Here is a 23,687-nt window from a genome sequence, read left to right as displayed (position 1 = left end):
ATCTGCTCGATTTGTACAGCCAAGGAGCGTTCTACGTCGCAATCGGGTCGCAGGCGGCGTTTTTTGCTTCTGGAACTTCATGAAATCCCTGTCCGCCTACCGCGCGCAATGGTTCGGCAATGTGCGCCGCGATCTTCTCGCCGGCCTCGTGCCTGCGCGATCATAACTAGACGGGGCCGGTCAGACGAGGGCACGACGGCCAGTGATCTTCTCGATGTTGATGCGGAAGAAGAGGTGAGGCGGACTGGCCACCTTGTCCTCGGAGTGAGGTGTCTCGCTGCCAGGTTCCCACCAGTTGGGGCGCGCTTTTTGCAACAGCGACCATGCATGGTCGCGCTCATTCTGCCGGGGGCCCGCTTCGGAGAGTTCTTCGTAGCGACCGAAGGCAATGACACTCCACCAGCTGCGAGGGTTGCGAATCTCGTCAACTTCGAAGCAAACCTGAGGACGTCCCCGCATAGCCCAGACCTTGTGACCAATCAGGGAGAAGCTGTAGATGTGGCCGTCCTCGTAAACGAAGCTGATTGGCACGACGTACGGCGTCCCGTCTCTTACGCAAGCGAGGCGCCCGACCCTGCTCGCGGCCAGGTGCATCCTGCATTCTTGAGCGGTCATCTCACTGATGATCACGGGACTCTCCCTGGTGAAAGAGCGAGCTTCGCTCTGTGCATCTCGATGCCGCTGAAGCGGACTTTTTGCTTCCACTGGATTCGCGATCGCTCGCGGGGGGCTGCTATACGTCATGTTCCACGCGCCACGCCGGCAAAGACGGCGAAAGTGTGCCGATGCAAGCTGCGCCGGACTGAGGCACCTCGTTGTTTAGCCGGCCGTCTCAAGAAATCGATCAGCGAAGTCGGCGAGGGCGTTCCAGTCAGTGAATTCGTGATCGCGCTCGGGGCTCGGATCGCCGCTGCCTTTCATGACGACGAACTTGACGAACTGCTCCTGGAAGTAATCGTACTTGGTGAAGCGCAAAGCACCCCCGAGAAGGAGGGTCATGCGTGGTTGCCACCCTGTCACGGACACGAAGCGATCCACGTAGTTTTGCGCTTCCGTCTTTTGGTCTTCCAGCGCCGCCGACAGACTGACGGATATGAGGGCTGAAGGCTTAGTGTTCAGCAGTTCGTGATGGGCAAACACGAAGTTCGTGACGATTTCCTGGTGGTGCTCCTGGTGGACCGACGCGGCAATGACGAACGCGTCGAAAGGTCCGAGCTTCAAATCGGATGCGAGCGCTGCGCTATCTTGCAGCTCGACTTGGTGCCCGCGCTCGCGAATATGCGTTGCCGTCCATGCGGCAATTTTCCGCGTCTGCCCCTCGGTCGTTCCATAGACAATCAGGACGTTCACGATGTCCCTCCGACAACGGAAGAGACATTCATAAGGACGATCGATACGAGCCAGCCCAGCATGTACTCAATACTTCGCAACAGCAATTCACCGCATTATAGCTCATAGAACAGGCTCCACGAACCACTTTCGCTGCGACTTGAGTGGAAGCGGGTTCTTATGTACTCCTCATGTCGAATGGCGGGCTGTTGTGCGTAATGGAACCGCGTTCGCAAACGTCCGCAGTTTGTTGATGAACGGACCTTTGGGGGTACATCCGCGAAGTGACACTTATGGCGCGTAGCAGGCATGGCCGCTGTATCTGCCATTGACTATAACCGCAGCTTGATGACGGGCTCTCCTTCGTGCGCACCCTCCACCCACCTTACATCACCGCACTCCCCTGCTCCGCCTCCTCCGAGTTGGGATCCCCCGGTGCCGCCGCCCAGGCCAGTTCGACCAGCGTCACGGTGCGCCGGCCGGTCCCGTCGAGCTGGCAGACGATGAGGCCTTGCTCCTCGATATAGGTCAGCAGGCGCCGGGCGCGGCGCAGCGAATGTGAGCCGTAGACGCGGGCGATCGCCGCGTCGCTCGGGCAGCCCTCCTTCGCCGCGCGGGCGATCATCATGAACACACCTTGCATATCCTCGGGCAGCAGCGAGGCGCGCGCCGAGACGTCCTGCCAGGCGTCATCGCCAGCCATGTCGGAGCCGAGGCCGGCGCGGGCGCGCGTCAGCATGCGGCGGAACTCGGGCAGATCCGGCACGACCGAGGCGAGGCCTTCGATGCGGCAGCGGACCACAAACTCCTGATAGAGCACGCCGATGACCCGGAATCCCGCATCGGGGTGCGCCAGGAGGCGGCTGATGCTGTCGGGACTGCGAGCAGCGCGGCATTCGCGGTCGGCTACGAAAGCGTGTCGCAGTTCACCCGGGAATATGGTCGTCTGTTCGGCCGGACGCCTGGTCGGGATGCCAAAGAAGCGAGAGACAGAACCTTGGCCGCCGCTTGAGCAGGCCGTGAGCAACGGTGAAGCGGGTCGGGCGCCGGCAAAGGTCGTCCTCAGGAGGGATAGCTAAGCGGTCGGCCGGAAATAGCCGATGTCGCGCTTGCCTTGCCGCGAAACATGCCGTCCGTCAGGCCCCTCCACAGCATTAAATCATCGCGCACGTCCCCCCGATCAGCGTGGAAATCAGCGTGGAGCGATCTCTGCGACGAGATCGTTCGTCGTCTTGACCCCAGCCATGAAGCCGGCGGCATTGAATTCGTTCATGACGAAGAAAGCGCCGACGCCGCGTGTCGGTGCAATCGCAACATAGAGAAACATCCCTTGCAGGCCGCCGCTCTTCTGGAGGATGAGCGGGCGATGCTCGTTGGGGAGCATGATGACCCATCCGAGGCCCATGGCGTCCATCGGGCCGCCGTCATCCAGCCCCACCACCGACGCGAGCCCGTCCCGGTACAAAAAAGCCGCGTGGTTCACGAGGCGGAACTCGGCGTCGGCCGCGGAAGGCTTGTTGTCGACATGCCAGTTCATCCAGCGCAGCAGGTCGTTCGCAGTCGAGTACAATCCACCGGCGCACTCCATGGCTGTGCTCGTCGGCACGATGGGCATGGGGCTGCCGTCGAAGTTATGGCCCTGCATCAGGCGCGGCTCGTCCTCCGGCCTTGGATTGAAAACCGTGTCTTTCATGCCGAGGGGATCGAGGACACGCTCCCGCAGGACCTCGGCATAGGGCTTTCCCGAGACATTCGCGAGCGCCGCTCCGAGGAGGTCGTATCCGAAGTTCGAATAGAGAACGGCGGTGCCCGGCGCGAAGAGCAGCGGATTGTCCCTGAGGGCGGCAATCTGCGCCTCTTTGGTGTTCGTAGAGAAGGGGTCGGAGGGGGGCGCCTCGGCCACCGGCACCTCCCGCGGAAGGCCGGAAGCTTGCGCGACGAGATCGACCAGGCGGAGGGCGCGGCCATCCTTCTCCGGGAGCGTGACGTCCCAGCCAAGGCGATCCTGCAGCCGGTCGGTGAGCTGTACCTTGCCGTCGATCGCCAGCGAGGAAAGCACACTGCCGCAGAACACTTTGCTCACGGACGCGATGCGGAACATTGTGTCGCCGTCGGGCACTTTTTCACTCCCGTCGGCAATCTCGCCGAAGCCGGCCAAGGCCGTCTCGCCGTTGCGCACGGCGCCGAAGATCAGGCCAGGCACCTTGGTGGAGAGATACAGGATCGTACCGTTGAACTGCACCGGTTCCGTCAGCAGCTTGTCCTCGGCATGTCCATAAGAGGGAAGGGTGACGGCTGCGATTGCCGTCAAAGCGATGGCCATAAGTCGGCGCGATCGAGACAAACGCATTGCCAAAATCCTCTGATAAAGCTGAAGAATAAAATCTTCGGAAAAAGGGCCGCCGCGTAGTATCTTACCATCTCTCCAGAAGCAGGAGATGTCAACAGAATGAACCGAAGGGGGTAATCGGCGGCGGTAGCGTAGTTTCGGCGGATATTTGCGCTACAGTCCTTCCGTATTTCTTGTCCTTCGTCAGTTGATCGGGGCTGATCTCTTCATTAGCAAACCGACCCGCGGGTAATTTAGAAGATATGTAAAGCGCCGTCGGCAGGAGGAGTGCTGTAGCATCGAACAACTTACAATAGGCGGATCTGCGTCGCGCCAATTCGTCGTCGTATGATGAAGACCGGGCAGAAGAGCTGTGGCGGGCCAGCGAGGCCCTATCTGCGCAAAAAAAGACTCGCCGCTGAACCTGCCGCTTGGCCAAACATCGCCTTGAAGCGTGGCATTCCCCTAGCGCGTTCGGCCGCCGCCTCACACAGCCAAACTCCCCTGCTCCACCTCCTCGGCGTTGGGGTCGCCCGGTGCCGTCGCCCAGGCCAATTCGACGAGCGTCACGACCCGCCGGCCGAGACCGTCAAGCTGGCAGACGATCAGCCCCTGCTCCTCGATATAGGTCAGCAGACGCCGGGCGCGGCGCAGCGAGTGTGAGCCATAGGCGCGGGCGATCGCTGCGTCGCTCGGGCAGGGCCAGCCCTCCTTCGCCGCGCGGGCGATCATCATGAACACGCCTTGCATATCCTCGGGCAGCAGCGAGGCGCGCGCCGAGACGTCCTGCCAGGCGTCATCCCCGGCCATGTCGGAGCCGAGGCCGGCGCGGGCGCGCGTCAGCATGCGGCGGAACTCGGGCAGATCCGGCACGACCGAGGCGAGGCCTTCGATGCGGCAGCGGACCACGAACTCCTGATAGAGCACGCCGATGACACGGAAGCCCGCGTCGGGCTGCGCCAGCACGGCGCGCAGGACACGGTCGACGCGCTCACGCCGCTCGGCCAGGTCCTCGGCGCTGATCAGCGGCTCCACCGCTTCGGGGCGGATTTCCAGCGCCGCCGATTTCGCCGCCATCAGCTGATCGAGAAGGTCCGGCGACGACCGGCGCTGCGGCCGGACAGTTTCCGGCGGCGGCGCTGCCAGGATGATGGCGCGGGCGTCCTCCAGCGCTGCTTCCGGCAGCGGCACCAGGCGCGGGGTGCCGTTGCGCGGACTTGTATCGGTCGGGCCGATGCGCAAGCCGAGCGGACGGCGCGACAGCGCCGGTCCGAGCGCCATGAATTGCCCGCGCTCCAGATCGCGAAAAGCCTCCGCCTGGCGCCGCTCCATGCCGAGAAGGTCGGCGGCGCGCGCCATGTCGATATCGAGAAAGGTCCGGCCCATGAGGAAATTGGAAGCCTCGGCGGCGACGTTCTTGGCGAGCTTGGCCAGCCGCTGGGTGGCGATGATCCCGGCCAGCCCGCGTTTGCGGCCACGGCACATCAAATTGGTCATGGCGCCGAGCGAGAGCTTGCGCGCCTCGTCCGAAACCTCGCCCGCCACTGCCGGCGCGAACAGCTGCGCCTCATCCACCACCACCAGCATCGGGTACCAGTGGTCGCGGGCGACCTCGAACAGCCCGCCGAGGAAGGCGGCGGCGCGCCGCATCTGGTTCTCGGCGTCGAGCCCTTCGAGATTGAGCACCGTGGAGACGCGGTGGATGCGCGCGCGCTCGCCGGCGCTCTGCAGGCCGCGCTCGGTATGCTCCTCGGCATCGATCACCAAATGGCCGAAACGGTCGCCCAGCGCCACGAAGTCGCCTTCGGGGTCGATGATGGTCTGCTGCACCCACGGCGCACTCTGCTCCAGCAGCCGGCGCAGCAGATGGGATTTGCCGGAGCCGGAATTGCCCTGCACCAAAAGGCGGGTCGCCAGCAGCTCCTCAAGATCCAGCGCCGCCGGGGCGCCTGCGGTGGTGTGGCCCATCTCGATCGCAACGGTCATTGTCTCAGCTCTCCTTGAGGAGAGGGCTTATCAACCGCATCACAGCCCGTCGAGCGCCCATGGCCGGCGGCTCGGTGTTGCGCACAGCTGGTCGCTGCGCGCAGCGTCAGTTCGCAGACGTAAGCATCACGGGTGCAAGGGGCTGCCGCCTGATCAGGATGATTGCCGAGAAAGCCAGTATGCCGAGCATGCCGACCGCAGCGGTCAACCAGAGCGACGGTTGGACGCCCATGCCTGCCATCGCCATGGCAAGGGCAAACGGTGCAAGCGCTGACGAGAACTGCCGCGCGGCCGTCACCCAGCCGAGCCGTGCGCCGTAGCGCTCCCGTCCGAACAATTCCAGGGGCAGCGTGCCGCCGACGATGCTGGCGAGGCCCGAGCCCAATCCAAACAGGATGACGAAGGCGATGGCGCCGGACACCGATGGTGTTGTCGCCAGCAGGGCGACAAGGCCGAGCGGCAGCAATGTCGCGCCGATCACCGCGAGCCAGGTCTGTGCCAGCCGGCCGCCGAACAGCATGTTGATCAACCGGCTTGCCACCTGGGAGGGCCCGAAAAGCGTGGTTACGACGAGCCCGGCGGAGCCAAGCCCGAGCGCCGTCGTCAGCGGCACCATGTGAACGAGGATCGAGGACAGCACGAAACCCTCGACCGCGAAGCCGCCAAGCATGAGCAGAAACACTCTGCTGCGGTAGCGTGGCGTGAAGGCAACCGGACCGCCTGCCGAGCCGATGTCAGCAGGTGTCGGTGACGCGCTTTCGTCTATCCGACGCGACAGCCGCGCCAGCCAGGCATGGATGGGCAGGCAGATGGCGACATTGATGCCGGCAAAGACCAAATAGACCTCGCGCCAGGTCAGATATTCGTGCAGCGCGGCCGTCAGCGGCCAGAACAGGGTGGAGGCGAAGCCGGCGATCAGCGTCAGATGGGTGATGCTGCGCTGCGCCCTGGCTCCGCCGATCTGGACGATCGCGACGAAAGCGGCACTGTAGAGCACGAAGGCGGACGCCAGCTCCATCGCCATCAGGGCCAGCACGAAGGTCGCCCGGCCGGGTGCTGCCGCGCAAGCGACAAGCGCTGCTGCGGCAGCAAGCGAACCAAAGGTCATCACCCGGCCGGCGCCGAAACGATCGGCCCAGCGCCCGGCTGTTGGAGCAAACAGCCCACCCGCCACCAGCGACGCCGACAACGCGCCAAAAACCCATTGTTCCGGCCAGGCGAACTCGAGCGCGATCGACGGCACCAGGATGCTAAAACTGTAATAGAGCGTGCCGTAGCCGATGATCTGCGTCAGCCCCAACGCCCAGAGTGCGGCAGCCGGGATTTTCCGGTCGCTCATTGAGCGGCGATCTCGAGATCGTCGCTGCGCACTGCTGCGATCGCTTGCGTGCTGCCGCAGCCGCACCCAGACTTGCCGCTCGCCTTTGCCTTGGCGTCGTCGACACAGCAGGCATCGACAGCAGCCGGCGCCGGCCCGCCGCAGCAACCCTGTGACGACGCGCCTGAAAGTGATACCGGCACCGTGCAAACGCCGGTCTCGGGCAGCACCAGCTGCACGGCATCGGCGGCAGCCATGTCGCCGGCGATCGCCGCGGCGACCGAGCGGACCTGCTCATAGCCGGTCAGCAGCAGAAACGTCGGCGCCCGGCCATAGCTTTTGACGCCGACCGTGTAGAAATCGGGCTCGGGGTGGCTGAGCTCGCGATGACCATGCGGCGGGACATCGCCGCAGGAATGTTCATTGGGGTCGATGAGCGGCCCGAGCGCCTTGACGCCTTCGAGCCACGGATCGAGGTCCAGCCGAAGCTCCCGGGTCAAGGCGAGATCGGGGCGCTGCCCCGTCGCGGCGATGATCCTGTCGACGGGTTCGAGCGTGCGCAATCCGTCCTTGGTCTGGCCTTCGACCACCAGCCGGCCGTCGACCTCGCGAATGGCAACCGTGGCAAAGCCCGTCACCAGCCGCACGCGTCCGCTCTCGGCAAGCTGCCGGACATCCGAACCAAGCTCGCCCCGCGCCGGCAGGGCGTCGGCATCGCCGCCGCCATAGATGCGGACAAGGTCGGTGCTGCGCGTCACCCATAGTGCCGAAGTGCCCGGCTCGGTTTCCGCGAGCTCCGCCAATTCCAGCAAGGCATTGGCGGCGGAATGGCCGGCGCCCACCACCAATGTCGTGCGGCCTGCATAGAGATGACGGTCGCGTCCGAGGACATCCGGTATGCCGTAGGCGATGCGGTCTCCAAATTCCCTCTCGCCTTCGGCCGGCAAGCCGCCCGCGCCAAGCGGGTTCGGCGTCTGCCAGGTGCCGGACGCATCGATCACGGCACGGGCGCTGTCCCGGCGCGTGCCTTTCGCCGTTTCGACCAGAAGCATGAACGGCCGCGTCTCCCGCGCCTTGCTCAAGACCTTGTCGGCTCCCCATCGGGAAATGGCGACAATGCGGGCATTGGTCTCGATCGACGGCGCCAGTTCGGAAAGCTTTGCGAGCGGCGCGAGATATTGGTCGACGATCTCATCGGCGGTGGGGAATGCCTCCGGCTTCGGCATCTGCCAGCCGTGGCTCTCGAGAAGTTTTCGGGCGACCGCATCGACACAATAGCGCCACGGCGTAAAAACCCGCACGTGGCCCCAATCCAGAAGGTTGGAGCCGACCGCGGATCCGGCCTCGTAGACCTTGACCGGAAGGCCGCGGCTGACAAGTTGGGCGGCGGCCGCCAGGCCGACAGGTCCGCCACCGATGATGACGACCGGGAGATCGTTTTCAGAAACCATGGCACACCTTCTATGTTTCTAGGACTATAGAAATACTGGTCAAAAAAGAGTTACGCAGCCGCCTCGCCGACAGCCGGGCCGCATGCGGCATCGGCACAACATTCGTCGGCAAGAAAGCCAAGGAGATCGTTCATCACAGGGTAATTGGCACGGCAGATCAGCGTCGTTGCCTGGCGTTCCTGGGTCACCAGGCCGGTCAGGATAAGCCGGTGGAGATGATGCGACAGGGTCGACGCAGCGATGCCGAGGGCTTCCTGCAGATAACCGACCGGTCGCCCGGCCTCACCTGCCCTCACCAGCGTGCGATAAAGATTGAGCCGCGTCGGATTGCCGAGCGCCTCGAGCTGTTTTGCTGCTTGTTCGAGTTTCATGGAAATAAAGTAGCGCCGAGACAACGCCGCGTCAATACTATTTCGAAAATTCTCGAATTAGCCGACGCACCCGCCTCAAATCGACCGCTGATTGACCCGCTTGGCAACCTCTTCGGCGCTTTCGACGCGCTCGGAATAACGGTCCGTGAGATAGGCGGACCGATCGCGCAGGAGCAGCGTGAACTTCATCAGTTCCTCCATCACGTCGACGATCCTGTTATAGTACGGCGACCGCTTCATGCGGCCGGCCTCGTCGAACTCGTTGAAAGCCTTCGCCACCGACGACTGGTTGGGGATCGTAACCATCCGCATCCAGCGGCCGAGGATACGAAGCTGGTTGACCGCGTTGAAACTCTGCGAGCCGCCCGACACCTGCATCACCGCGAGCGTACGGCCTTGCGTCGTCCTGACGCCGCCAGCCGAGAGTGGCAGCCAGTCGATCTGCGCCTTCATGACTCCGGTCATCGAGCCATGCCGCTCGGGCGAGCACCAGACCTGTGCTTCCGACCAGATCGACAGGTTTCGCAGCTCCTGGACTTTGGGATGGTCGGCCGATGTCGAATCCGGCAGCGGCAGGCCAGAGGGATTGTAGATGCGCACCTCGGCGCCCAGGCGATGCAAAATGCGAGCGGCCTCCTCCGTTGCGAGCCGGGAGTACGACCGCTCGCGCAACGAGCCGTAGAGCATCAGCACGCGAGGCTTATGGATCGACCGCGGCACGTCCAACAGCGCCTGTAGGTCGATCGGCCGGAACTGCTCTTCGTCCACGTTCGGCAAAGAATCTTCGGGCGCCCGGTCAGGCAACGCGCTTGCCCTGCGCGTCGATGACGACTTCGCCGTCTTCTTTGGTGAACGGACCGATATCCGGATTGGGCAGGATATCGAGAACCGCTTCGGACGGCCGTGCAAGCATGGTGCCGAGCGGTGTGACGACAATCGGCCGGTTGATCAGGACCGGATGCGCCAGCATGAAATCGACGATCTCGTCGTCGGTCCATTTGGGGTCGCCGAGATTGAGTTCGGCGTACGGCGTACCCTTCTCGCGCAGCAATTCGCGCGGTGTCATCCCCATCGCCTTGATCAGCTCGACCAGCCGTTCGCGCGACGGCGGGTTTTTCAGATACTCGATCACATCAGGCTCTTCGCCGGACTGCCGGATGATGGCGAGCGTGTTGCGCGAGGTGCCGCAGTCGGGATTGTGATAGATGGTGATGGTCATTTCGCTGCTCTCATCTGTCTGACTGGTCTGGGCTCACTGAGCAGCCATCCTGCCAAGGCCATGGCAAGCAGCGCGCCCAGCAGCTCGGCGACGATGAACGCCGGCAGGTCTATCGGCCGGATGCCCGCGAAGGTGTTGGAAAGAGCGCGGGCGACGGCGACTGCCGGATTGGCAAACGAGGTCGAAGCCGTGAACCAATAGGCCGCGGTGATGTAGAGGCCGACCAGCCATGGAATGGCGTCCGAACGGAAGCGAAGACCGGCAAGAATGGTGAAGACCAGGCCGAAGGCGGCCACCAACTCCGCAATCCATTGTCCGTTTCCGGTCCGCACGGTTTGCGAGATCTGGAGAATCGGCAGTTCGAACATGGCGTGCGCCAGCAGCGTTCCGGCGACGCCGCCGACAACCTGGGCGATGACGTAGGCCAGTGCAGCGTTCGCTTCGATTTCCCGCCTGAGGGCAAAAACCAGCGTCACCGCCGGATTGAAATGCGCCCCGGAAATCGGTCCGAGTATGGTGATCAGCACCACCAAAATCGCTCCGGTCGGCAGCGTGTTGCCGAGCAAGGAGAGACCCACGTCGTCCGTCAGACGATCCGCCATGATGCCGGACCCGACGACCGTCGCGACGAGCATTGCCGTGCCGAGCGCTTCGGCGACGATGCGACGGGACAGGTCGGCCGCCATGGCCTTAGCCGGCTTTCGGAAGATCGCGGCCGATTTCGTCCAGCCGTTTCTGCAGGGCGAGCTTGTCGATCGTGTTCATCGGCAGGCTGACGAAGATCGAGATCCGGTTGTTGAGCATGCGGTAGGCTTCGGCAAATGCCAGATGCTTTTCGGCGTCCGTGCCGTCCACGGCGGCCGGGTCGGGCACGCCCCACTGCGCCGTCATCGGCTGTCCCGGCCAGACCGGACAGGATTCATTGGCCGCGTTGTCGCAGACGGTGAAAACGAAATTCATCTCGGGGGCGCCGGGAGCCGCGAATTCCTGCCAGTCCTTCGAACGGGCGAAGGACGTGTCGTGGTTGAGGGTTTTCAACAGCTGGAGCGCGTAGGGATGGACTTCTCCCTTCGGGTGCGATCCGGCCGAATATCCCCTAAATTTGCCGGCACCGACACGGTTGAGGATCGCTTCGGCAAGGATCGACCGTGCCGAATTGCCGGTGCAGAGAAAAAGCACGTTGTATGGGTCATTCATGGGGTGGTCCTCCCTTCTAACAGTTGCAAGTCACGGCCTGAATGACCGGCTGGCAGAGTTCCGGCGCGCCGTTGCAGCAATCCTCCATGAGATAGGCAAGCAGATCGCGAAAACCGGTCATGTCGGCGACGTAGCGGATCGTCCGGCCGTCACGCTCGGCACGGACGAGACCGGCATGGTCGAGAACCTTCAGATGCGCCGACATGGTGTTCTGCACCGTACCCAGGCGCGCGGCGATCTCGCCGGCGGGAACACCATCTGCGCCCGCCCGCACCAGCAGGCGAAACACCTCGAGCCTGGTGTCCTGGCCAAGCGCTGCCAGTGCGAGAAGGGCGGTGTTCTTATCCATGTATCCTAGAATCCGGAATTATGGATGTATATGGCGGACATATGACAGACAGATGACGATGGCTGGTCGAAAATCGTCGCTGGATGCTAACTGCAATGGTCCGCAACCGACTGACAGCCAAGACGGGCCAGTTCATGCCGAACGACCTAGTCCAGCTTGAATGTGAAAGGCGCCGCAACAGATGTACCCGCTTTTTCCGGCGGCGGCGCTGGCACTTTGGCACCCTGTAATGCGTCGAGCGCCGCGCGATCGAGATCCGGATAGCCGGAGGAACGAGCCAGCCGGGCGGATAGAACGCGGCCGGATCCGTCGACCGTAAAGGTCACTCGTGGACTACCTTCCTCGCGCCGGGCCTTCGCGGCTCTCGGATAACGCGTGTGTCGCCTGATCCACGCATGCAACTGCGAGTTCCACTTGGACGAGCTCACACCGGATCTCGAAGCCGCTGCTTTGGCCGATTTCGGTGCCGCCGCCCTGGCGGCGGATGTCGCAGCGACACTGGCCGCTGTCCGGGGCGGTGCTTTCTCCTTTTTCGGACGCTGTTTGGCCTCTTCGACCGGCTCCTTGGCTTTGACCTCAGCCGGCTCCTTTACCTCAGTCTTTGCCTGCTTCTTTGGCTTGGTCTCGACGGGTGCGTCGACCGGTTTCGGCTGCGGCAGCGGAATGACCACTTCCGGCGTGACGGCCTCGGCAAGGTCGGGTACGACTTCCTCGAGCGGCGGCTGGTCGACGCGTTCCGCCACAGTCGGTGGGGTAGGCTCCACTGTGTCGACCGGAGCGGCTTCCGACGGCTCGGCAACCGGCTCTGCCTGCTCGACGGGCGGTTCGGGCGGAGGCTCTGTTTCGGCTACGGGCTCCTCGACCGGGTCCGGCTGATCGGGCGCTACTCATCCGATATCGGCGCCGGCTCGGCCGGCGTGAACGCCATCGGCGACAGCTCGATCACCTGCGCCTGCGGCGGCCCGCCATCGGGCTCGGCCGGACGCCAGCCCTGCATCGCATAGCCGATCGCGGCATGCGCCACCAGAACCAGCGCAGCCGCGCCCGCCCACCAGGCAATCTCGCGCACGCCGAAACGCCGCTGATCGGCCATCGGCAGGGCGGCCGCCGGCGACACTATTGGCCCGTCCCGAGTTGCGGCGCCGCGGCATCGCCAGGCGCGGTCTCGAGGCCGACCAGCGCGATCTTCAGATAACCGGCGCCCCGCAAAAGGTTCATCACCTCCATAAGTTCGCCATAGCCGACCGCCTTGTCGGCGCGCAGGAAGATGCGCGTCTGCCTGTCGCCTTTTGTCCTGCCGACGAGCGTGGCGGCGAAGGCTTCGCGCGGCACGCTGTCGTTGCCGATCGCCAGGCTCATATCGTCTTTCAGCGTCAGGAACAGCGGCGTCTCCGGCCGCGGAGCCGGCGTCGCGGTCGAGCCCGGCAGGTCGACATTGACGTCCACCGTCGCCAGCGGCGCCGCGACCATGAAAATGATCAGCAGAACCAGGATCACGTCGATGAACGGCGTGACGTTGATCTCGTGGCTTTCCTCGAGATCGCCGTCGATGTTCTCTCGAATTCTAGCCGCCATGGCGTCGCTCCTTGTTCATTCCGCGGCCATCGACTTTGCCGGCGCAACCGTGCGGAAATCCAGATCCCGGCTGACCAGCCGTTCGACCCCTGCCGACGCGTCGGCGAGGATCTGCCTGTAGCCGGCTATCGATCGCGCAAAGACGTTGTAGACGACCACCGCCGGGATCGCCGCGACAAGGCCCATCGCGGTGGCCAGCAAGGCTTCCGCGATGCCCGGCGCAACGACGGCGAGGTTGGTGGTCTGCGCCTGCGAGATGCCGATGAAGGCGTTCATTATGCCCCAGACCGTGCCGAATAGGCCGACAAAGGGCGCGGTCGAGCCGATCGTCGCCAGCACGCCGGTGCCGCGCGACATGCGCCGCGCCGCCGCCGCCTCGATGCGCGACAGGCGCGAGGTCACCCGCTCCTTCAGCCCGTCGCCGGACACATGGTCGAGCGAGCCGGCCGAAAGCGCTGTCTCTTCCTCGGCTGCCCGCACCAGCAGGGCGCCAGGACCGTTATTGTGGCCAAGCGCGCGACCGGCCTGGTTCAGCGTCGCGGCATTGCCGATCGCTTGTGCCGCGCGGCGGGCGCGCAGCTTACCGCCAAGGATCTCCAGCGATTTGGCCAGCCATATCGTCCAGGTGACGAAGGACGCAAAAGCCAGCCCGATCATCACCGCTTTCACGACGATGTCGGCCGCGATGAACATGCCCCATGGCGACAGGTCACGCGGCAGGGTCAGGGAGGTCGCCGTCGAAGGACCCGTCTCGATAGGCGTGGTTTCGGTAGGCGTGGTCACGCCGGGCTGCATCGCCGGTGGCGCGGCCGCGCCTGGCGCAGCCTGCCCAGGCGCCGGAGCCGGTGCCTCGATCGCCGGGGCGGCGGCCGCGCCCGGTTGCTCCTGGGCGGCTGCGCCGCCAGCCGACAGGATGACGGATGCGAGCAGCGCCGCGAACAAACCATGTCTGGACAAGGGCTTCTTCCTTATTCTCACAGTGGCCTCATTGCACATAGCCGATGGGCTGGCCGGTGACGGGGTGCGCAAACACGCCCATCTCGACACCGAAAATTCGTCTAAGCACGTCGCCCTGCATGATCTGGTCCGGCGTGCCGCGCGTCAGCAGCCTGCCGTCCTTCAGTGCGATCAATTCGTCACAGTAGCGCGCCGCCATGTTGGGATCGTGCAGCACGACGACGACGCACAGGTCGCGTCTGCGGCTGAGGTCCCTGACCAGCCCCAGCACCTCGACCTGATGGGCGATGTCGAGCGCCGAGATCGGCTCGTCGAGCAGCATGACGCCGGCATTCTGCGCTACCAGCATGGCCAGCCATGCGCGCTGGCGCTCGCCGCCGGACAATTCGTCGACCAGCCGGTCGGTGAAGTCAGCCATATCGGTCAGGACAAGCGCCTCGTCGACATGGCGCCTGTCCGCGTGCCCGAAACGGCCGAGCGCGCCATGCCAGGGATAGCGGCCGAGCGTCGCCAGTTCACGTACGGTCAGGCCGGTCGCCGCCGGCGTCGTCTGCGGCAGATAGGCGAGCGCGCGGGCGAGTTCGCGCGCGCCCCACTGCACCAGCGGCCGCTGCGCGAAGGTGATGCCGCCCGAGCTTGCCGGCTGCTGGCGCGCCAAGAGCTTGATCAGCGTCGACTTGCCCGAGCCGTTGTGCCCGATCAGTCCATAGACGCGCGAGCGTTGCAGTTCGAATGTAACCGGACCGAGCAGCGTCCGCTCGCCGACGGCGAACCGCACCGCTTCGACATGGAAGGCAGTCTGGGCATGAATTCCTGCCAAGGTCTCGGCCTTTCTCCAGCTTTGCGCGCGCATTTCCATAGTCGGTTTTCGGCAGTCCGGCTTTCGGCGCCGATGCCCGGTTGACTATGAAACATGAGTTTACTAGTCAACAATGAAGATGACTTTTTGAGTCAACAAAATGTCGTGACGCGCCGGATTTGCGTCGAAATTCGAAAAAGTGGAGCGCGCCGAGATGGTGGCTGGTTTTGGTCGCGGAAGAATTCGAGACGAAATGACCGCGCGCCGAAACCTGCTGATCGCGGCTATGTCGCTGCCTGTGCTGCTTGGCGGCGGCCACGCCGTGATCCGGAAGACAGAACGCAATTCACGAAACCGGTTTAGTAAAGCGGTTTACAAACCTAGTTTCCTGTGCTGAACTCTCGGCTGTTGGGAAGAGTCGGTGTGACAAACGACGGACATGTCGCCGCCGACCTCGAATGGGATTGTCGCCTTGCCAGGCGGATCTTCGTGTGAGGGCCGCTGACGTTTGCGCTGCTGAAGGAATGTGGCCGAGCCACCGATGAAAAAGCCCGCTGCATCGACGATCAGGAATGTGGCGCACGCGGCCGGCGTCTCGGTCACCACCGTGTCACGTCACCTGAACGGCCGTATCAAGCTGCCTGCGGAAACCAGCGAGCGCATCAGGGCGGCCGTGGCGAAGCTGGAGTATCGCCCGAACGCCATTGCGCGACGGCTGAGCAAGGGCCGCAGCGAAACCATCGGCCTGATCGTTTCCGACATCTCCTACCCATTTTTCGCCGCCATCGCGAGTTCGGCGGAAGAGGAAGCGAGCCGTCTCGGCTACAGCCTGGTGATGTTCAACAGCCGCAACATCGCGGCCAAGGAACTGGCCTTCCTGTCACGCATCGACGACGCGCAGGTGGACGGCATCCTGCTGATGACCAACCACCCGGACGATGGCGCGCTGGTCGAGAAGATCAATGCCTGCAGCAATGTCGTCCTGGTCGACGAGGACGTTCCGGGCGCCGTGGCACCGCGCCTGTTTGCCGATAACCGTCTCGGCGCCCAGCTTGCCACCGACCATCTTCTGGCGCACGGGCACGAGGCGATCGCCTTCGTCGGCGGTCCGCCGGCGCTGCTCAGCAGCAAGGAACGGTTCGGGGCCTTCAAGGACAGTCTTGGACGTAGCGGCCTGAGGATGAATCCCGATCACGTCTTCTTCGGCGACTACGACGAACAGTCAGGCCTGCGCGCCATCCTGCAGTTCGCCGCCCTCGACAATCCGCCGACCGCCATCTTCGCCTCCGCCGACATGCTGGCGCTGGGGATTTTGCAAGGATGCCGCAGGCTCGGCATCACCGTGCCGGCCGATCTGTCGCTGGTCGGTTTCGACGACATCCGCAATGTCGATCTTCTCGATCCGCCGTTGACGGCCATCCACCAGTCCGCCGAGGAATTCGGGCGCCGGGCGGTCGGCCTGCTGATCGACCACATCAACGGCGCCGAGATTCCGGACGCAGCGCCGGTCGCGGTGAAGCTTGTCGTGCGCCACTCCGTGGCCGCGCCGCGCACAAGACAGTGGGAACCGGCTGGAAACGCCTCATCAGAAAACCGAACGCCGATAAGAGCGTAACCTTGAGAAAGACGGATCAACTCCGCGAAAGCCTGCCATCGACATCAACAATGGGAGCATGAAAATGACAATCTCGCATTTTGCACAAGACGCGGCGCAGATCGCGCTGGAGAAGTTCAACCGCGGTGAGATCGATCGCCGCTCTTTCCTCTTTGCGCTCAGCGGCCTCGGACTTGCGGCCGCGTTCAAGCCCGGCGCTGCCTTGGCCGACGCCTCCGAAATCGTCGTCTGCAACTGGGGCGGTGCCGCGGTGGATGCCTTCGCCAAGGCCTATGGCGACCCCTTCACCAAAAAGAGCGGCATGAAGGTGGTGATCGATGGGGCGGGGCCTGCGGTCGGCACCATCCGGGCCATGGTCGAGTCCGGCAAGGTCATCTGGGACGCCACCGACGGCGGCATGATCGACTCGCTGACGCTCGGCAAGGGCCATCTGGTCGAGAAGATCGACTACACGATCGTCGACAAGTCGCAGGTGCCGGAGAATTTCGCCGGCGAGTTCGGCGTCTCGAACTATGTCTATTCGAACGTGCTCGCCTATGACGCCGAGGCCACCAAGGGGGTCGCGCCGACCGGCTGGGCCGACTTCTTCGACACGGCGAAATTCCCGGGCAAGCGCACCATGTGCAAATGGATCCAGGGCCAGCTCGAATTCGTCCTCATGGCGGACGGCGTCGCTCCCGCCGACCTCTATCCGCTCGATGTCGACCGGGCGTTCAAGAAGCTCAAGCCGATGCTCGCCGACATCATCTTCTGGGAGGGCGGCGCGCAGACCCAGCAATTGTTCCGCGAAGGCGAAGTCGTGATGGGCAATATCTGGCACACCCGCGCCAACCTGCTCAACAAGGAGACGCCCGACAAGTTCAAGTGGATCTGGGAGCAGAACATCCTCTCGGCCAGCGCCTGGTCGGTTCCCAAGGGCAATCCAGCCGGCAAGAAAGTGTTCGAATTCATCAATTCGACGCTCGATCCGGCCGGCCAGCTTGTGCTGCTGCAACTGATGGGCAATGGGCCTTCCAACCCCAAGACCCTGGCTTTGATGACGCCGGCAGACGCATTGGTGAACCCGACGACAAAGGAGAACGCTGCCTCGCAGATCATGCTCAATCCCGCCTATTACGCGGAACATGAGACCGAGCTCCAGAACAAATATCTGGATTTCATCTCGAGCTGACGGAGACGAGCCGACACAGGGAAGGGCTGCCGCCAGCAAAGCGGCGGCGGCCCCGAATCCGATGCGAAATTTCAAGACAACAGCTCTGTTGCTGACGGTTCCCGCCAGCCTGGTGGCGATCGGGCTCTATGCGGCGCCGATCCTGCAGGTCCTGGCGTTGAGCCTGACCGAGCCGAAGCTCGGCTTCGCCAACTACCAGAGCCTGTTCGCCAACGCGGCGGTCGGCCGCGTCGTCATGACGACGCTCAAAGTGTCTGTGATGACGACGGTGCTGACCGTGCTGGCGAGCTACATCGTCGCCTTCGCCATCATCCATATGTCGGCCGGCTGGCGCCGCATCTCGCTCTTCCTGGTGCTGGTGCCGTTCTGGATATCGGTGCTGGTCAGGGCGTTTTCCTGGATCACCATCCTGCGCCGCCGCGGCGTCCTCAACAGCGCCTTGATGGAGGCCGGCGTCATCTCGACGCCGCTCGACCTTGTCTACAATCTGCTCGGCGTCACCATCGGCATGGTGCATTACATGATGCCGTTCGCCATCCTGCTGCTCTATGCCAACCTGTCCGACATCGACCGCCGCATCATGCAGGCGGCGCGCTCGCTGGGCGCGCGCCCAGCCACGATCTTCTGGCGCGTCTGGCTGCCGCTCAGCCTGCCCGGCATCGCGCTGGCGACTTTGTTCGTCTTCGTCTTCTCGCTCGGCTTCCTGGTCACGCCTGCTCTGCTCGGCGCCGGCAAAACCTTGATGATCGCCGAATACATCTCGGTGCAGATATCAAGCACCTCGCGCTGGGATCTGGCGACATCGCTGTCGACGATGCTGCTTCTCGTGGTTGGCATCATAGTCTTTGCCGCCATGCGCAGCCCGGCACTGCGCGCCGCTTTCGTTGCGAGGCCGCAGCAATGAGGCTCCGGCACATCATCGAGGTCGGCCTGCCGCGCTTTGTGGCCTGGTGCCTGCTCGGCTTCCTGTTCGTTCCGATCCTGGTGGTGATACCGGTCGCGCTCACCGACCGCGATTATTTGTCCCTGCCGCAGGATGGCATCTCGATGGAGCATTTCGCCGCACTGGCCGACTGGAGCAAGGGCTGGCTGCCCAGCATGCTGACCAGCGCCGGCATCGCACTCGCCTGCGCCGCGATCGCGACGGCGCTCGGCGTCGCCTTCGCCGTCGGCGCCTGGGCGGCGGGCGGCTGGTGGCCGTCCTTCATGCGCATACTCCTGTTGTCGCCAATGATCGTTCCGCCGATCATCTACGCTGTCGGCATGGTCAAGCTGTGGGCCCGCCTGTCGCTGCTCGACAGCTACACCGGCGTCGTCCTGGTGCATGTCGTGCTGGCCTTGCCGCTGACCGTGCTGGCGATCGGAGCGTCGCTGTCCAATCTCGACCAGAGGCTGGTGCAGGCGGCCAGAAGCCTCGGCGCCAGGCCGATGACGGTCTTCGGCAAGGTGATCTTGCCGAACATCGTTCCGGGCGTTGCCGCCGGCGCGCTGCTGGCCTTCGTCGCCTCCTGGGACGAGATCACGGTGACGCTTTTCATCACCGGACGCGCCGTCGTCACGCTGCCGCGCCGCATCTGGACAAGCATCCAGGATGCGGTCGATCCGGCGCTGGCGGCAATCGCCACCGTCCTGCTCGTCGTCACTGTTCTGGCGCTGGTAGCACGCGCGCTGATCGAACGCCGGCAACGGCAACAGAAACTCTAATGCATGTCGCCCAAAAGTGCGCAGCGGTTTTGGGATGACGACATGCATCAAAATAAAGACTTCAACACCCCGAGTGTCGGGACCAATCGAAAGGAAAGGAAAATCCATGAGCACCGCGATGAGCGACAACGAGTACAGGGAGAACAAGTTCTTCAGCATCTTCGGCTCCGTTCCGGAACCGGGCTTCGACACGGCTGAGGAACAGATCCCGGTATGGGGCCGCCATTGGGGCTGCTCGAACGATGTCGGCCGTCTGCGCGCCGTCCTGATGCACCGGCCCGACGACGAATTGTCCGTCGTCGAGAACAAGCCGATGCCTGAGGTCGGCGGTTTCGGCGATCCGGAAAAAGGCTGGTACTGGATGGGCCGGACGATGCCCGACCTGCCCGCCATGCAGCGCGCCCATGATGAATTCACCAACCTGCTGCGGTCGGAAGGCGTCGACGTCATTCTCGTCGACAGGGCCGCTCCCGGGGCGATGAAGCAGATTTACACGCGCGACAGCGTCATCGGCATACCGGGCGGCGCCATCGTTACCCGTCTGGCGCGGCGGGTGCGCCGTGGCGAGGAACTGCCGGTGACCCGGGCGCTGGCCAAGGCCGGATGCCCGATCCTCGGCACCATCCACGGCTCGGCCGTCTTCGAAGGCGGCGGCTTTGCCTTCATCGATGCCAAGACCGCCGTCTGCACGGTCTCGATCGCCTGCAACCCGGAAGGGGTGCGGCAGGTCGAAAGCATTCTCGCCGGCCTTGGCGTGACGCTGATCAAGGTACCGATGCCGGGATACCGTATTCACATCGACGGCGCTTTCATTATGGTCGACGTCGAGACGGCGATCGTCAATGTCAATGAACTGCCCTACCCGTTCATCGAATATCTGGAGAAGCGCGGCATCAAGATGATCGAACTGCCTCCCGAAGACAGCGCCATGTCGCTCAACTGTCTGGCCGTCGCGCCCGGACGCGTGATCATGCATGGCAGCCGCTCGAAGCGCCTGGCCGACAGGCTCGATGCCGCGGGGATCACCGTGCTGACCTGCAATTACGAGACGGTCGAGCTTGGCGGCGGCGGCCTGCATTGCTCGACGGCGCCGCTGATCAGGGACCCGATCTGACATGGTCCTGACCTGACATGGCCCGAAACTGATATGGCATTGCTGGTTATCGACGATCTGGCGAAGACCTATGATAAGGTCACTGCCTTGACCGGGATCAACCTCTCGGTCGAGGCGGGAGAGTTCGTCACCTTGCTCGGACCCTCGGGGTCCGGCAAGACCACCTTGCTGATGTCGCTGGCCGGCTTCACCACGCCGAGCAAGGGCACGATCCGCCTCGACGGCAAGGACATCACCCATGTCGATCCGGAGGACCGCAATTTCGGCTTCGTCTTCCAGGGTTATGCGCTGTTCCCGCATCTGAGCGTCGCCAACAACATCGCCTTCTCGCTGCGCGTCCGCAAATGGGAGAAGGCGAGGATCGCCGCGCGGGTAGCCGAGATGCTGTCGCTCGTAGGCCTCGGCAATCTGGCCGAGCGCAAGCCGCGCGAATTGTCCGGCGGCCAGCAGCAGCGCGTCGCCATCGCCCGGGCGCTCGCCTTCGGGCCGCGCATCCTGCTTCTCGACGAGCCGCTTTCGGCCCTCGACCGCATGCTGCGCGAAACGATGCAGAAGGAGCTGAGGCGGCTGCATCGCGAAACCGGGGTGACATTCGTCTACGTCACTCATGACCAGGAGGAGGCGATTGCGATGTCCGACCGCATCGCGGTGTTCAACCACGGCCGGATCATCGAAATCGGACCACCGCGCGGCCTCTACAAGAAACCGTCGACGCGCTTCGTCGCCGGCTTTCTCGGCGAGAACAATTTCCTGTCCGGCCAGCGTGCCGACGATGACGAGACGATGGTCGAAGCGTTCGGCACGCGCTTTGGCTCTACCTGCGTCAAGGGCCGCCGCGAGCGGCCCGGCGACAGCTTGACCGTGTGGGTGCGCCCCGAGGACATCCGCATCGGGCAGGCGACGGGCGACGAAATCGGCTTTCGCGCGACGGTCGTCGAGAACTCCTTTGTCGGCGCGCTCGAGCGCATCCTGCTCAGGACCGCGACCGGCGAAGAGATGGTTGCGACGCTGCGTTCGGAAGTAGCCGTCGCGGCCGTGCCCGGACAGGTCGTCGACTGCCGGATAGATCCCTCCGCCATCGGCGTTCTGCCCAACGAAGAGAGCCACCCATGATCAAGGCGACACCTTTCGATTTCCCCTATGATGGCAGGCTGGTGCCTGGAAACACCGCGCTCATCGTCATCGACCTGCAGGAGGACTTCCTGTCGACGACAGGCTATTTCGCCAGGCAGGGCTACGATCCAAGCCCGCTGCGGGCCATCCTGCCGACGGTGAACCGCCTGATCGCGGCGGCGCGCGCGGCCGGCCTCAGGATCATCCACACCAGGCAAGGCTACCGGGGCGATATGGCCGACATGACGCCCTACGAGAAATGGCGTCGCAAGCGGGCCGGCCTCGAGGGAACCGACATCCTGCTGCGTTCGAGCCCCGGCTTCCAGATCGTTCCGGAGATCGACGTCGCGCCACAGGACATCATCGTCGACAAGACCTGCAACGGCGCCTTCACCTACACGGATTTCGAGCATGTGCTGCGCGCCCAAGGCATCACGCATCTCCTGTTCTCGGGATGCACGACGGATGTCTGCGTGCACACGACCTTGCGCGAAGCCTGCGACCGAAATTTCCAGTGCCTGACGATCTCCGACGCCTGCGCCAGCGGCGACCAGAGGGCGCATGAGGCCGCGCTCCACATGGTAACGGTCGAGAACGGCATCTTCGGCGCGCTGACCGACTCAGGCGCCGTCATCGCGGCGATGTCGCAACTCTCCGGCGAGGCGCACTGAAATGCCACCTCATGAGACTGCCGACACGCCGGCCGCAACCACGACCAGCCGGCTTTACATCTCCCTGATGCGATTGACGGACAAGGGCCTGGCCGAGCTGGCCGGCAGCCCGGAGCGCCGGAAAATCAGCGAGGAGCGGGTTGCAGCACTCGGCGGCAGATCCATCGCCTTCTATGCCACGCTCGGCACCTATGACTTCGTCCAGGTTTTCGAAATGCCTGATAACGAGGCCATGATGCAATATGTGCTCACGGCCCGGCGCGATGGCTTCGTCGAGCCTCTCATCCTGCCGGCATTCGACCCGCAAATCTTCGGCGCTATTGTCGAACGGGTCTTGAAATAGCGAACGCTCTCAGCCGGCGCGCACTTCCCCTGTCACGTGAGACGCAAACGCCCCCGGCTGAGGGACATCGGCCTCGCGGCACGTCAGCGAATTGCGCAGCAGCGCGATCGTTTCGCGGCCCGCCGCCGCGATCTCGCGCGGCCTGTCGACACCGACGATCATGAACTCCTGGATTCCCAGGGCCGCATAAGGAAGCAGCGACAGCGCAATCTGCGCCGGCGGTCCGGCAATGTCGACCGCCTTCTGGCAACTGGCGTTGTCCTCCGAACGGATCCGGACGGGAAGCGCGAAACGCAGCTTGCCGGCCCGGCCGTGTTCGGCGGCGGCACTGCGCACCCGCTCCATCAGCTGCCGGATCTCGCCGCGCGAACCCGGCGCCAGTTCGAAGACATCGGCATGCCGCCCGGCGACCCTGAGCGCCGTTCCGGACTGTCCGCCCATGCGGATGGTCATGCCGGCGCCCTGCGGCCCCTTGCGCGGCACATAGCCACCCCTGACGCTGTAGAAGGCGCCTTCATGATCGAACGGCCTGTCGTTCGACCACAAACGCTTCAGCAGCACCAGATATTCGTCGATCCGCTGCCAGACGAGCGTGTGGCCGACCGGACGTGCCTCGGCATCGTCGTCGCTCAGCGGCTCGCTGAGCATCCTGAGCGACAGCCGGCCGCCGCTTTTTGCGTCGAGCGCCGCCAATTGCCGTGCCGCCACCGTCGGCTCGATCACACCGGCCCAATGCGTGAGAACCACCTCGAGTGAGGACGTGCGGTCCAGCGCCCGGGCGGCAATATCCATATTGGTCAGCAGCCCGGCCGGATCGTCGACGACGATCTTCTGGAAGCCGATGTCCTCGATCAGCGACAGCTTTGTCGCGGTTTCCGCGAAATCGTAGAAAAACGGCACCGTTGAGTCGGCAGGGTGAGTTTTACCGGGAACATGCGTGAACTCGATCGGCATTGCCATCTCCTCCATCACGTTGGGGGTCAAGGGGACGCGCGCGAAAGCGCACCGGCACTCGGTTCATTCAACTCCGATATTGCGAAACGGCAGATCGCTACCCCTGTAAGTCAGAGCCGATG

26 protein-coding genes and 1 pseudogene are annotated in these 23,687 nt (G+C 64.0%); 8 read left to right on the top strand and 19 right to left on the bottom strand.

The annotated features are described in order from the left end of the window. Nucleotides 1-180: 180 nt before the first annotated feature. The 18 genes and pseudogenes from IHQ72_RS05120 to IHQ72_RS05035 form a co-directional block, all read right to left on the bottom strand. On the bottom strand, nucleotides 181-630 hold the full coding sequence (locus IHQ72_RS05120) for a pyridoxamine 5'-phosphate oxidase family protein (RefSeq protein ID WP_258121473.1): 450 nt from the start codon (nucleotides 628-630) through the stop codon (nucleotides 181-183). A gap of 189 nt (nucleotides 631-819) precedes the next feature. Next, nucleotides 820-1,350 carry a flavodoxin domain-containing protein gene (locus IHQ72_RS05115; protein ID WP_258121472.1) on the bottom strand — a complete coding sequence of 177 codons (531 nt, stop codon included), beginning with the start codon at nucleotides 1,348-1,350 and terminating at the stop codon, nucleotides 820-822. Between the two features lie 364 nt (nucleotides 1,351-1,714). Continuing rightward, nucleotides 1,715-2,185 (bottom strand): annotated as a pseudogene (locus tag IHQ72_RS05110) (ATP-binding protein); the annotation flags it as partial. A 336-nt stretch (nucleotides 2,186-2,521) separates the two neighbouring features. Next, entirely contained in the window at nucleotides 2,522-3,652 is a 1,131-nt protein-coding gene (ampH, locus tag IHQ72_RS05100; protein ID WP_258121471.1) for a D-alanyl-D-alanine-carboxypeptidase/endopeptidase AmpH, read from the bottom strand. Nucleotides 3,653-4,144: 492 nt separating this feature from the next. Beyond that, nucleotides 4,145-5,644, bottom strand: coding sequence for a helicase HerA domain-containing protein (locus IHQ72_RS05095; RefSeq protein WP_258121470.1), 1,500 nt, complete (start codon nucleotides 5,642-5,644; stop codon nucleotides 4,145-4,147). 106 nt (nucleotides 5,645-5,750) lie between these two features. Continuing rightward, on the bottom strand, nucleotides 5,751-6,983 hold the full coding sequence (gene arsK, locus IHQ72_RS05090; RefSeq protein ID WP_258121469.1) for an arsenite efflux MFS transporter ArsK: 1,233 nt from the start codon (nucleotides 6,981-6,983) through the stop codon (nucleotides 5,751-5,753). After that, entirely contained in the window at nucleotides 6,980-8,413 is a 1,434-nt protein-coding gene (locus tag IHQ72_RS05085; RefSeq protein ID WP_258121468.1) for an NAD(P)-binding domain-containing protein, read from the bottom strand. Before IHQ72_RS05085 ends, arsK begins: the two co-directional genes overlap by 4 nt. 50 nt (nucleotides 8,414-8,463) lie before the next feature. Next, nucleotides 8,464-8,784: an ArsR/SmtB family transcription factor gene (locus tag IHQ72_RS05080; protein ID WP_123148885.1), complete on the bottom strand. Its 321-nt coding sequence runs from the start codon at nucleotides 8,782-8,784 to the stop codon at nucleotides 8,464-8,466. Nucleotides 8,785-8,859: 75 nt separating this feature from the next. After that, nucleotides 8,860-9,561, bottom strand: coding sequence for an arsenical resistance protein ArsH (arsH, locus tag IHQ72_RS05075; RefSeq protein WP_441338643.1), 702 nt, complete (start codon nucleotides 9,559-9,561; stop codon nucleotides 8,860-8,862). Nucleotides 9,562-9,580: 19 nt separating this feature from the next. After that, nucleotides 9,581-10,003: an arsenate reductase (glutaredoxin) gene (arsC, locus tag IHQ72_RS05070; protein WP_258121467.1), complete on the bottom strand. Its 423-nt coding sequence runs from the start codon at nucleotides 10,001-10,003 to the stop codon at nucleotides 9,581-9,583. Beyond that, nucleotides 10,000-10,689, bottom strand: coding sequence for an aquaporin (locus IHQ72_RS05065; RefSeq protein WP_258121466.1), 690 nt, complete (start codon nucleotides 10,687-10,689; stop codon nucleotides 10,000-10,002). Before IHQ72_RS05065 ends, arsC begins: the two co-directional genes overlap by 4 nt. 4 nt (nucleotides 10,690-10,693) lie before the next feature. Next, complete coding sequence (locus tag IHQ72_RS05060; RefSeq protein WP_258121465.1) at nucleotides 10,694-11,200, bottom strand: arsenate reductase ArsC; 507 nt, start codon at nucleotides 11,198-11,200, stop codon at nucleotides 10,694-10,696. Between the two features lie 16 nt (nucleotides 11,201-11,216). Beyond that, complete coding sequence (locus IHQ72_RS05055; protein ID WP_258121464.1) at nucleotides 11,217-11,549, bottom strand: ArsR/SmtB family transcription factor; 333 nt, start codon at nucleotides 11,547-11,549, stop codon at nucleotides 11,217-11,219. A gap of 146 nt (nucleotides 11,550-11,695) precedes the next feature. Then, nucleotides 11,696-12,292, bottom strand: a complete 597-nt coding sequence (locus IHQ72_RS36860; RefSeq protein WP_309508764.1) for a TonB family protein — start codon at nucleotides 12,290-12,292, stop codon at nucleotides 11,696-11,698. Nucleotides 12,293-12,432: 140 nt separating this feature from the next. Further along, complete coding sequence (locus tag IHQ72_RS36855; RefSeq protein WP_309508763.1) at nucleotides 12,433-12,666, bottom strand: hypothetical protein; 234 nt, start codon at nucleotides 12,664-12,666, stop codon at nucleotides 12,433-12,435. Beyond that, nucleotides 12,666-13,124 (bottom strand): TonB system transport protein ExbD, encoded by a 459-nt coding sequence (gene exbD / locus IHQ72_RS05045; RefSeq protein ID WP_258121463.1) that lies wholly within the window; start codon nucleotides 13,122-13,124, stop codon nucleotides 12,666-12,668. The genes IHQ72_RS36855 and exbD overlap by 1 nt, the downstream gene beginning before the upstream one ends. A gap of 15 nt (nucleotides 13,125-13,139) precedes the next feature. After that, nucleotides 13,140-14,081: a tonB-system energizer ExbB gene (gene exbB, locus IHQ72_RS05040; protein ID WP_258121462.1), complete on the bottom strand. Its 942-nt coding sequence runs from the start codon at nucleotides 14,079-14,081 to the stop codon at nucleotides 13,140-13,142. Between the two features lie 28 nt (nucleotides 14,082-14,109). Then, nucleotides 14,110-14,901, bottom strand: a complete 792-nt coding sequence (locus IHQ72_RS05035) for an ATP-binding cassette domain-containing protein (RefSeq protein ID WP_258121461.1) — start codon at nucleotides 14,899-14,901, stop codon at nucleotides 14,110-14,112. 520 nt (nucleotides 14,902-15,421) lie between these two features. On the opposite strand from IHQ72_RS05035, the gene IHQ72_RS05030 reads away from it, so the two are divergent. From IHQ72_RS05030 to IHQ72_RS04995, 8 genes are all read left to right on the top strand, one after another. Further along, nucleotides 15,422-16,495, top strand: coding sequence for a LacI family DNA-binding transcriptional regulator (locus IHQ72_RS05030; protein WP_258121460.1), 1,074 nt, complete (start codon nucleotides 15,422-15,424; stop codon nucleotides 16,493-16,495). 64 nt (nucleotides 16,496-16,559) lie between these two features. Next, a complete protein-coding gene (locus tag IHQ72_RS05025; protein WP_258121459.1) occupies nucleotides 16,560-17,666 on the top strand; it encodes an ABC transporter substrate-binding protein in 1,107 nt (368 codons plus the stop codon). A 61-nt stretch (nucleotides 17,667-17,727) separates the two neighbouring features. Next, nucleotides 17,728-18,570 carry an ABC transporter permease gene (locus tag IHQ72_RS05020; protein WP_077380827.1) on the top strand — a complete coding sequence of 281 codons (843 nt, stop codon included), beginning with the start codon at nucleotides 17,728-17,730 and terminating at the stop codon, nucleotides 18,568-18,570. Continuing rightward, nucleotides 18,567-19,370: an ABC transporter permease gene (locus IHQ72_RS05015; protein WP_258121458.1), complete on the top strand. Its 804-nt coding sequence runs from the start codon at nucleotides 18,567-18,569 to the stop codon at nucleotides 19,368-19,370. The genes IHQ72_RS05020 and IHQ72_RS05015 overlap by 4 nt, the downstream gene beginning before the upstream one ends. A gap of 106 nt (nucleotides 19,371-19,476) precedes the next feature. Then, nucleotides 19,477-20,484, top strand: coding sequence for a dimethylarginine dimethylaminohydrolase family protein (locus IHQ72_RS05010; protein ID WP_258121457.1), 1,008 nt, complete (start codon nucleotides 19,477-19,479; stop codon nucleotides 20,482-20,484). A gap of 33 nt (nucleotides 20,485-20,517) precedes the next feature. After that, nucleotides 20,518-21,597 (top strand): ABC transporter ATP-binding protein, encoded by a 1,080-nt coding sequence (locus IHQ72_RS05005; protein WP_258121456.1) that lies wholly within the window; start codon nucleotides 20,518-20,520, stop codon nucleotides 21,595-21,597. Then, on the top strand, nucleotides 21,594-22,268 hold the full coding sequence (locus IHQ72_RS05000) for a cysteine hydrolase family protein (RefSeq protein WP_258121455.1): 675 nt from the start codon (nucleotides 21,594-21,596) through the stop codon (nucleotides 22,266-22,268). Before IHQ72_RS05005 ends, IHQ72_RS05000 begins: the two co-directional genes overlap by 4 nt. Nucleotide 22,269: 1 nt before the next feature. Continuing rightward, the gene (locus tag IHQ72_RS04995; protein ID WP_258121454.1) at nucleotides 22,270-22,611 is read left to right on the top strand and encodes a GYD domain-containing protein; all 342 of its coding nucleotides are present in this window, start codon (nucleotides 22,270-22,272) and stop codon (nucleotides 22,609-22,611) included. Between the two features lie 9 nt (nucleotides 22,612-22,620). On the opposite strand, the gene IHQ72_RS04990 is transcribed toward IHQ72_RS04995, so the two are convergent. Then, a complete protein-coding gene (locus tag IHQ72_RS04990) occupies nucleotides 22,621-23,565 on the bottom strand; it encodes an LLM class flavin-dependent oxidoreductase (protein ID WP_258121453.1) in 945 nt (314 codons plus the stop codon). Nucleotides 23,566-23,687: the final 122 nt, after the last annotated feature.

Source organism: Mesorhizobium onobrychidis, assembly GCF_024707545.1.
GTDB lineage: Bacteria > Pseudomonadota > Alphaproteobacteria > Rhizobiales > Rhizobiaceae > Mesorhizobium > Mesorhizobium onobrychidis.
The sequence above is the reverse complement of the archived record's forward strand: the minus strand, read 5'-3'. Positions and strand labels throughout refer to the sequence as shown.

Coding starts and splice junctions, on each gene's coding strand:
- ampH (WP_258121471.1), bottom strand. CDS start 3,652: ATGGCCATCGCTTTGACGGCAATCGCAGCCGTCACCCTTCCCTCTTAT.
- IHQ72_RS05095 (WP_258121470.1), bottom strand. CDS start 5,644: ATGACCGTTGCGATCGAGATGGGCCACACCACCGCAGGCGCCCCGGCG.
- arsK (WP_258121469.1), bottom strand. CDS start 6,983: ATGAGCGACCGGAAAATCCCGGCTGCCGCACTCTGGGCGTTGGGGCTG.
- IHQ72_RS05085 (WP_258121468.1), bottom strand. CDS start 8,413: ATGGTTTCTGAAAACGATCTCCCGGTCGTCATCATCGGTGGCGGACCT.
- IHQ72_RS05080 (WP_123148885.1), bottom strand. CDS start 8,784: ATGAAACTCGAACAAGCAGCAAAACAGCTCGAGGCGCTCGGCAATCCG.
- arsC (WP_258121467.1), bottom strand. CDS start 10,003: ATGACCATCACCATCTATCACAATCCCGACTGCGGCACCTCGCGCAAC.
- IHQ72_RS05065 (WP_258121466.1), bottom strand. CDS start 10,689: ATGGCGGCCGACCTGTCCCGTCGCATCGTCGCCGAAGCGCTCGGCACG.
- IHQ72_RS05060 (WP_258121465.1), bottom strand. CDS start 11,200: ATGAATGACCCATACAACGTGCTTTTTCTCTGCACCGGCAATTCGGCA.
- IHQ72_RS05055 (WP_258121464.1), bottom strand. CDS start 11,549: ATGGATAAGAACACCGCCCTTCTCGCACTGGCAGCGCTTGGCCAGGAC.
- exbD (WP_258121463.1), bottom strand. CDS start 13,124: ATGGCGGCTAGAATTCGAGAGAACATCGACGGCGATCTCGAGGAAAGC.
- IHQ72_RS05030 (WP_258121460.1), top strand. CDS start 15,422: ATGAAAAAGCCCGCTGCATCGACGATCAGGAATGTGGCGCACGCGGCC.
- IHQ72_RS05025 (WP_258121459.1), top strand. CDS start 16,560: ATGACAATCTCGCATTTTGCACAAGACGCGGCGCAGATCGCGCTGGAG.
- IHQ72_RS05020 (WP_077380827.1), top strand. CDS start 17,728: ATGCGAAATTTCAAGACAACAGCTCTGTTGCTGACGGTTCCCGCCAGC.
- IHQ72_RS05015 (WP_258121458.1), top strand. CDS start 18,567: ATGAGGCTCCGGCACATCATCGAGGTCGGCCTGCCGCGCTTTGTGGCC.
- IHQ72_RS05010 (WP_258121457.1), top strand. CDS start 19,477: ATGAGCACCGCGATGAGCGACAACGAGTACAGGGAGAACAAGTTCTTC.
- IHQ72_RS05005 (WP_258121456.1), top strand. CDS start 20,518: ATGGCATTGCTGGTTATCGACGATCTGGCGAAGACCTATGATAAGGTC.
- IHQ72_RS05000 (WP_258121455.1), top strand. CDS start 21,594: ATGATCAAGGCGACACCTTTCGATTTCCCCTATGATGGCAGGCTGGTG.
- IHQ72_RS04995 (WP_258121454.1), top strand. CDS start 22,270: ATGCCACCTCATGAGACTGCCGACACGCCGGCCGCAACCACGACCAGC.
- IHQ72_RS04990 (WP_258121453.1), bottom strand. CDS start 23,565: ATGCCGATCGAGTTCACGCATGTTCCCGGTAAAACTCACCCTGCCGAC.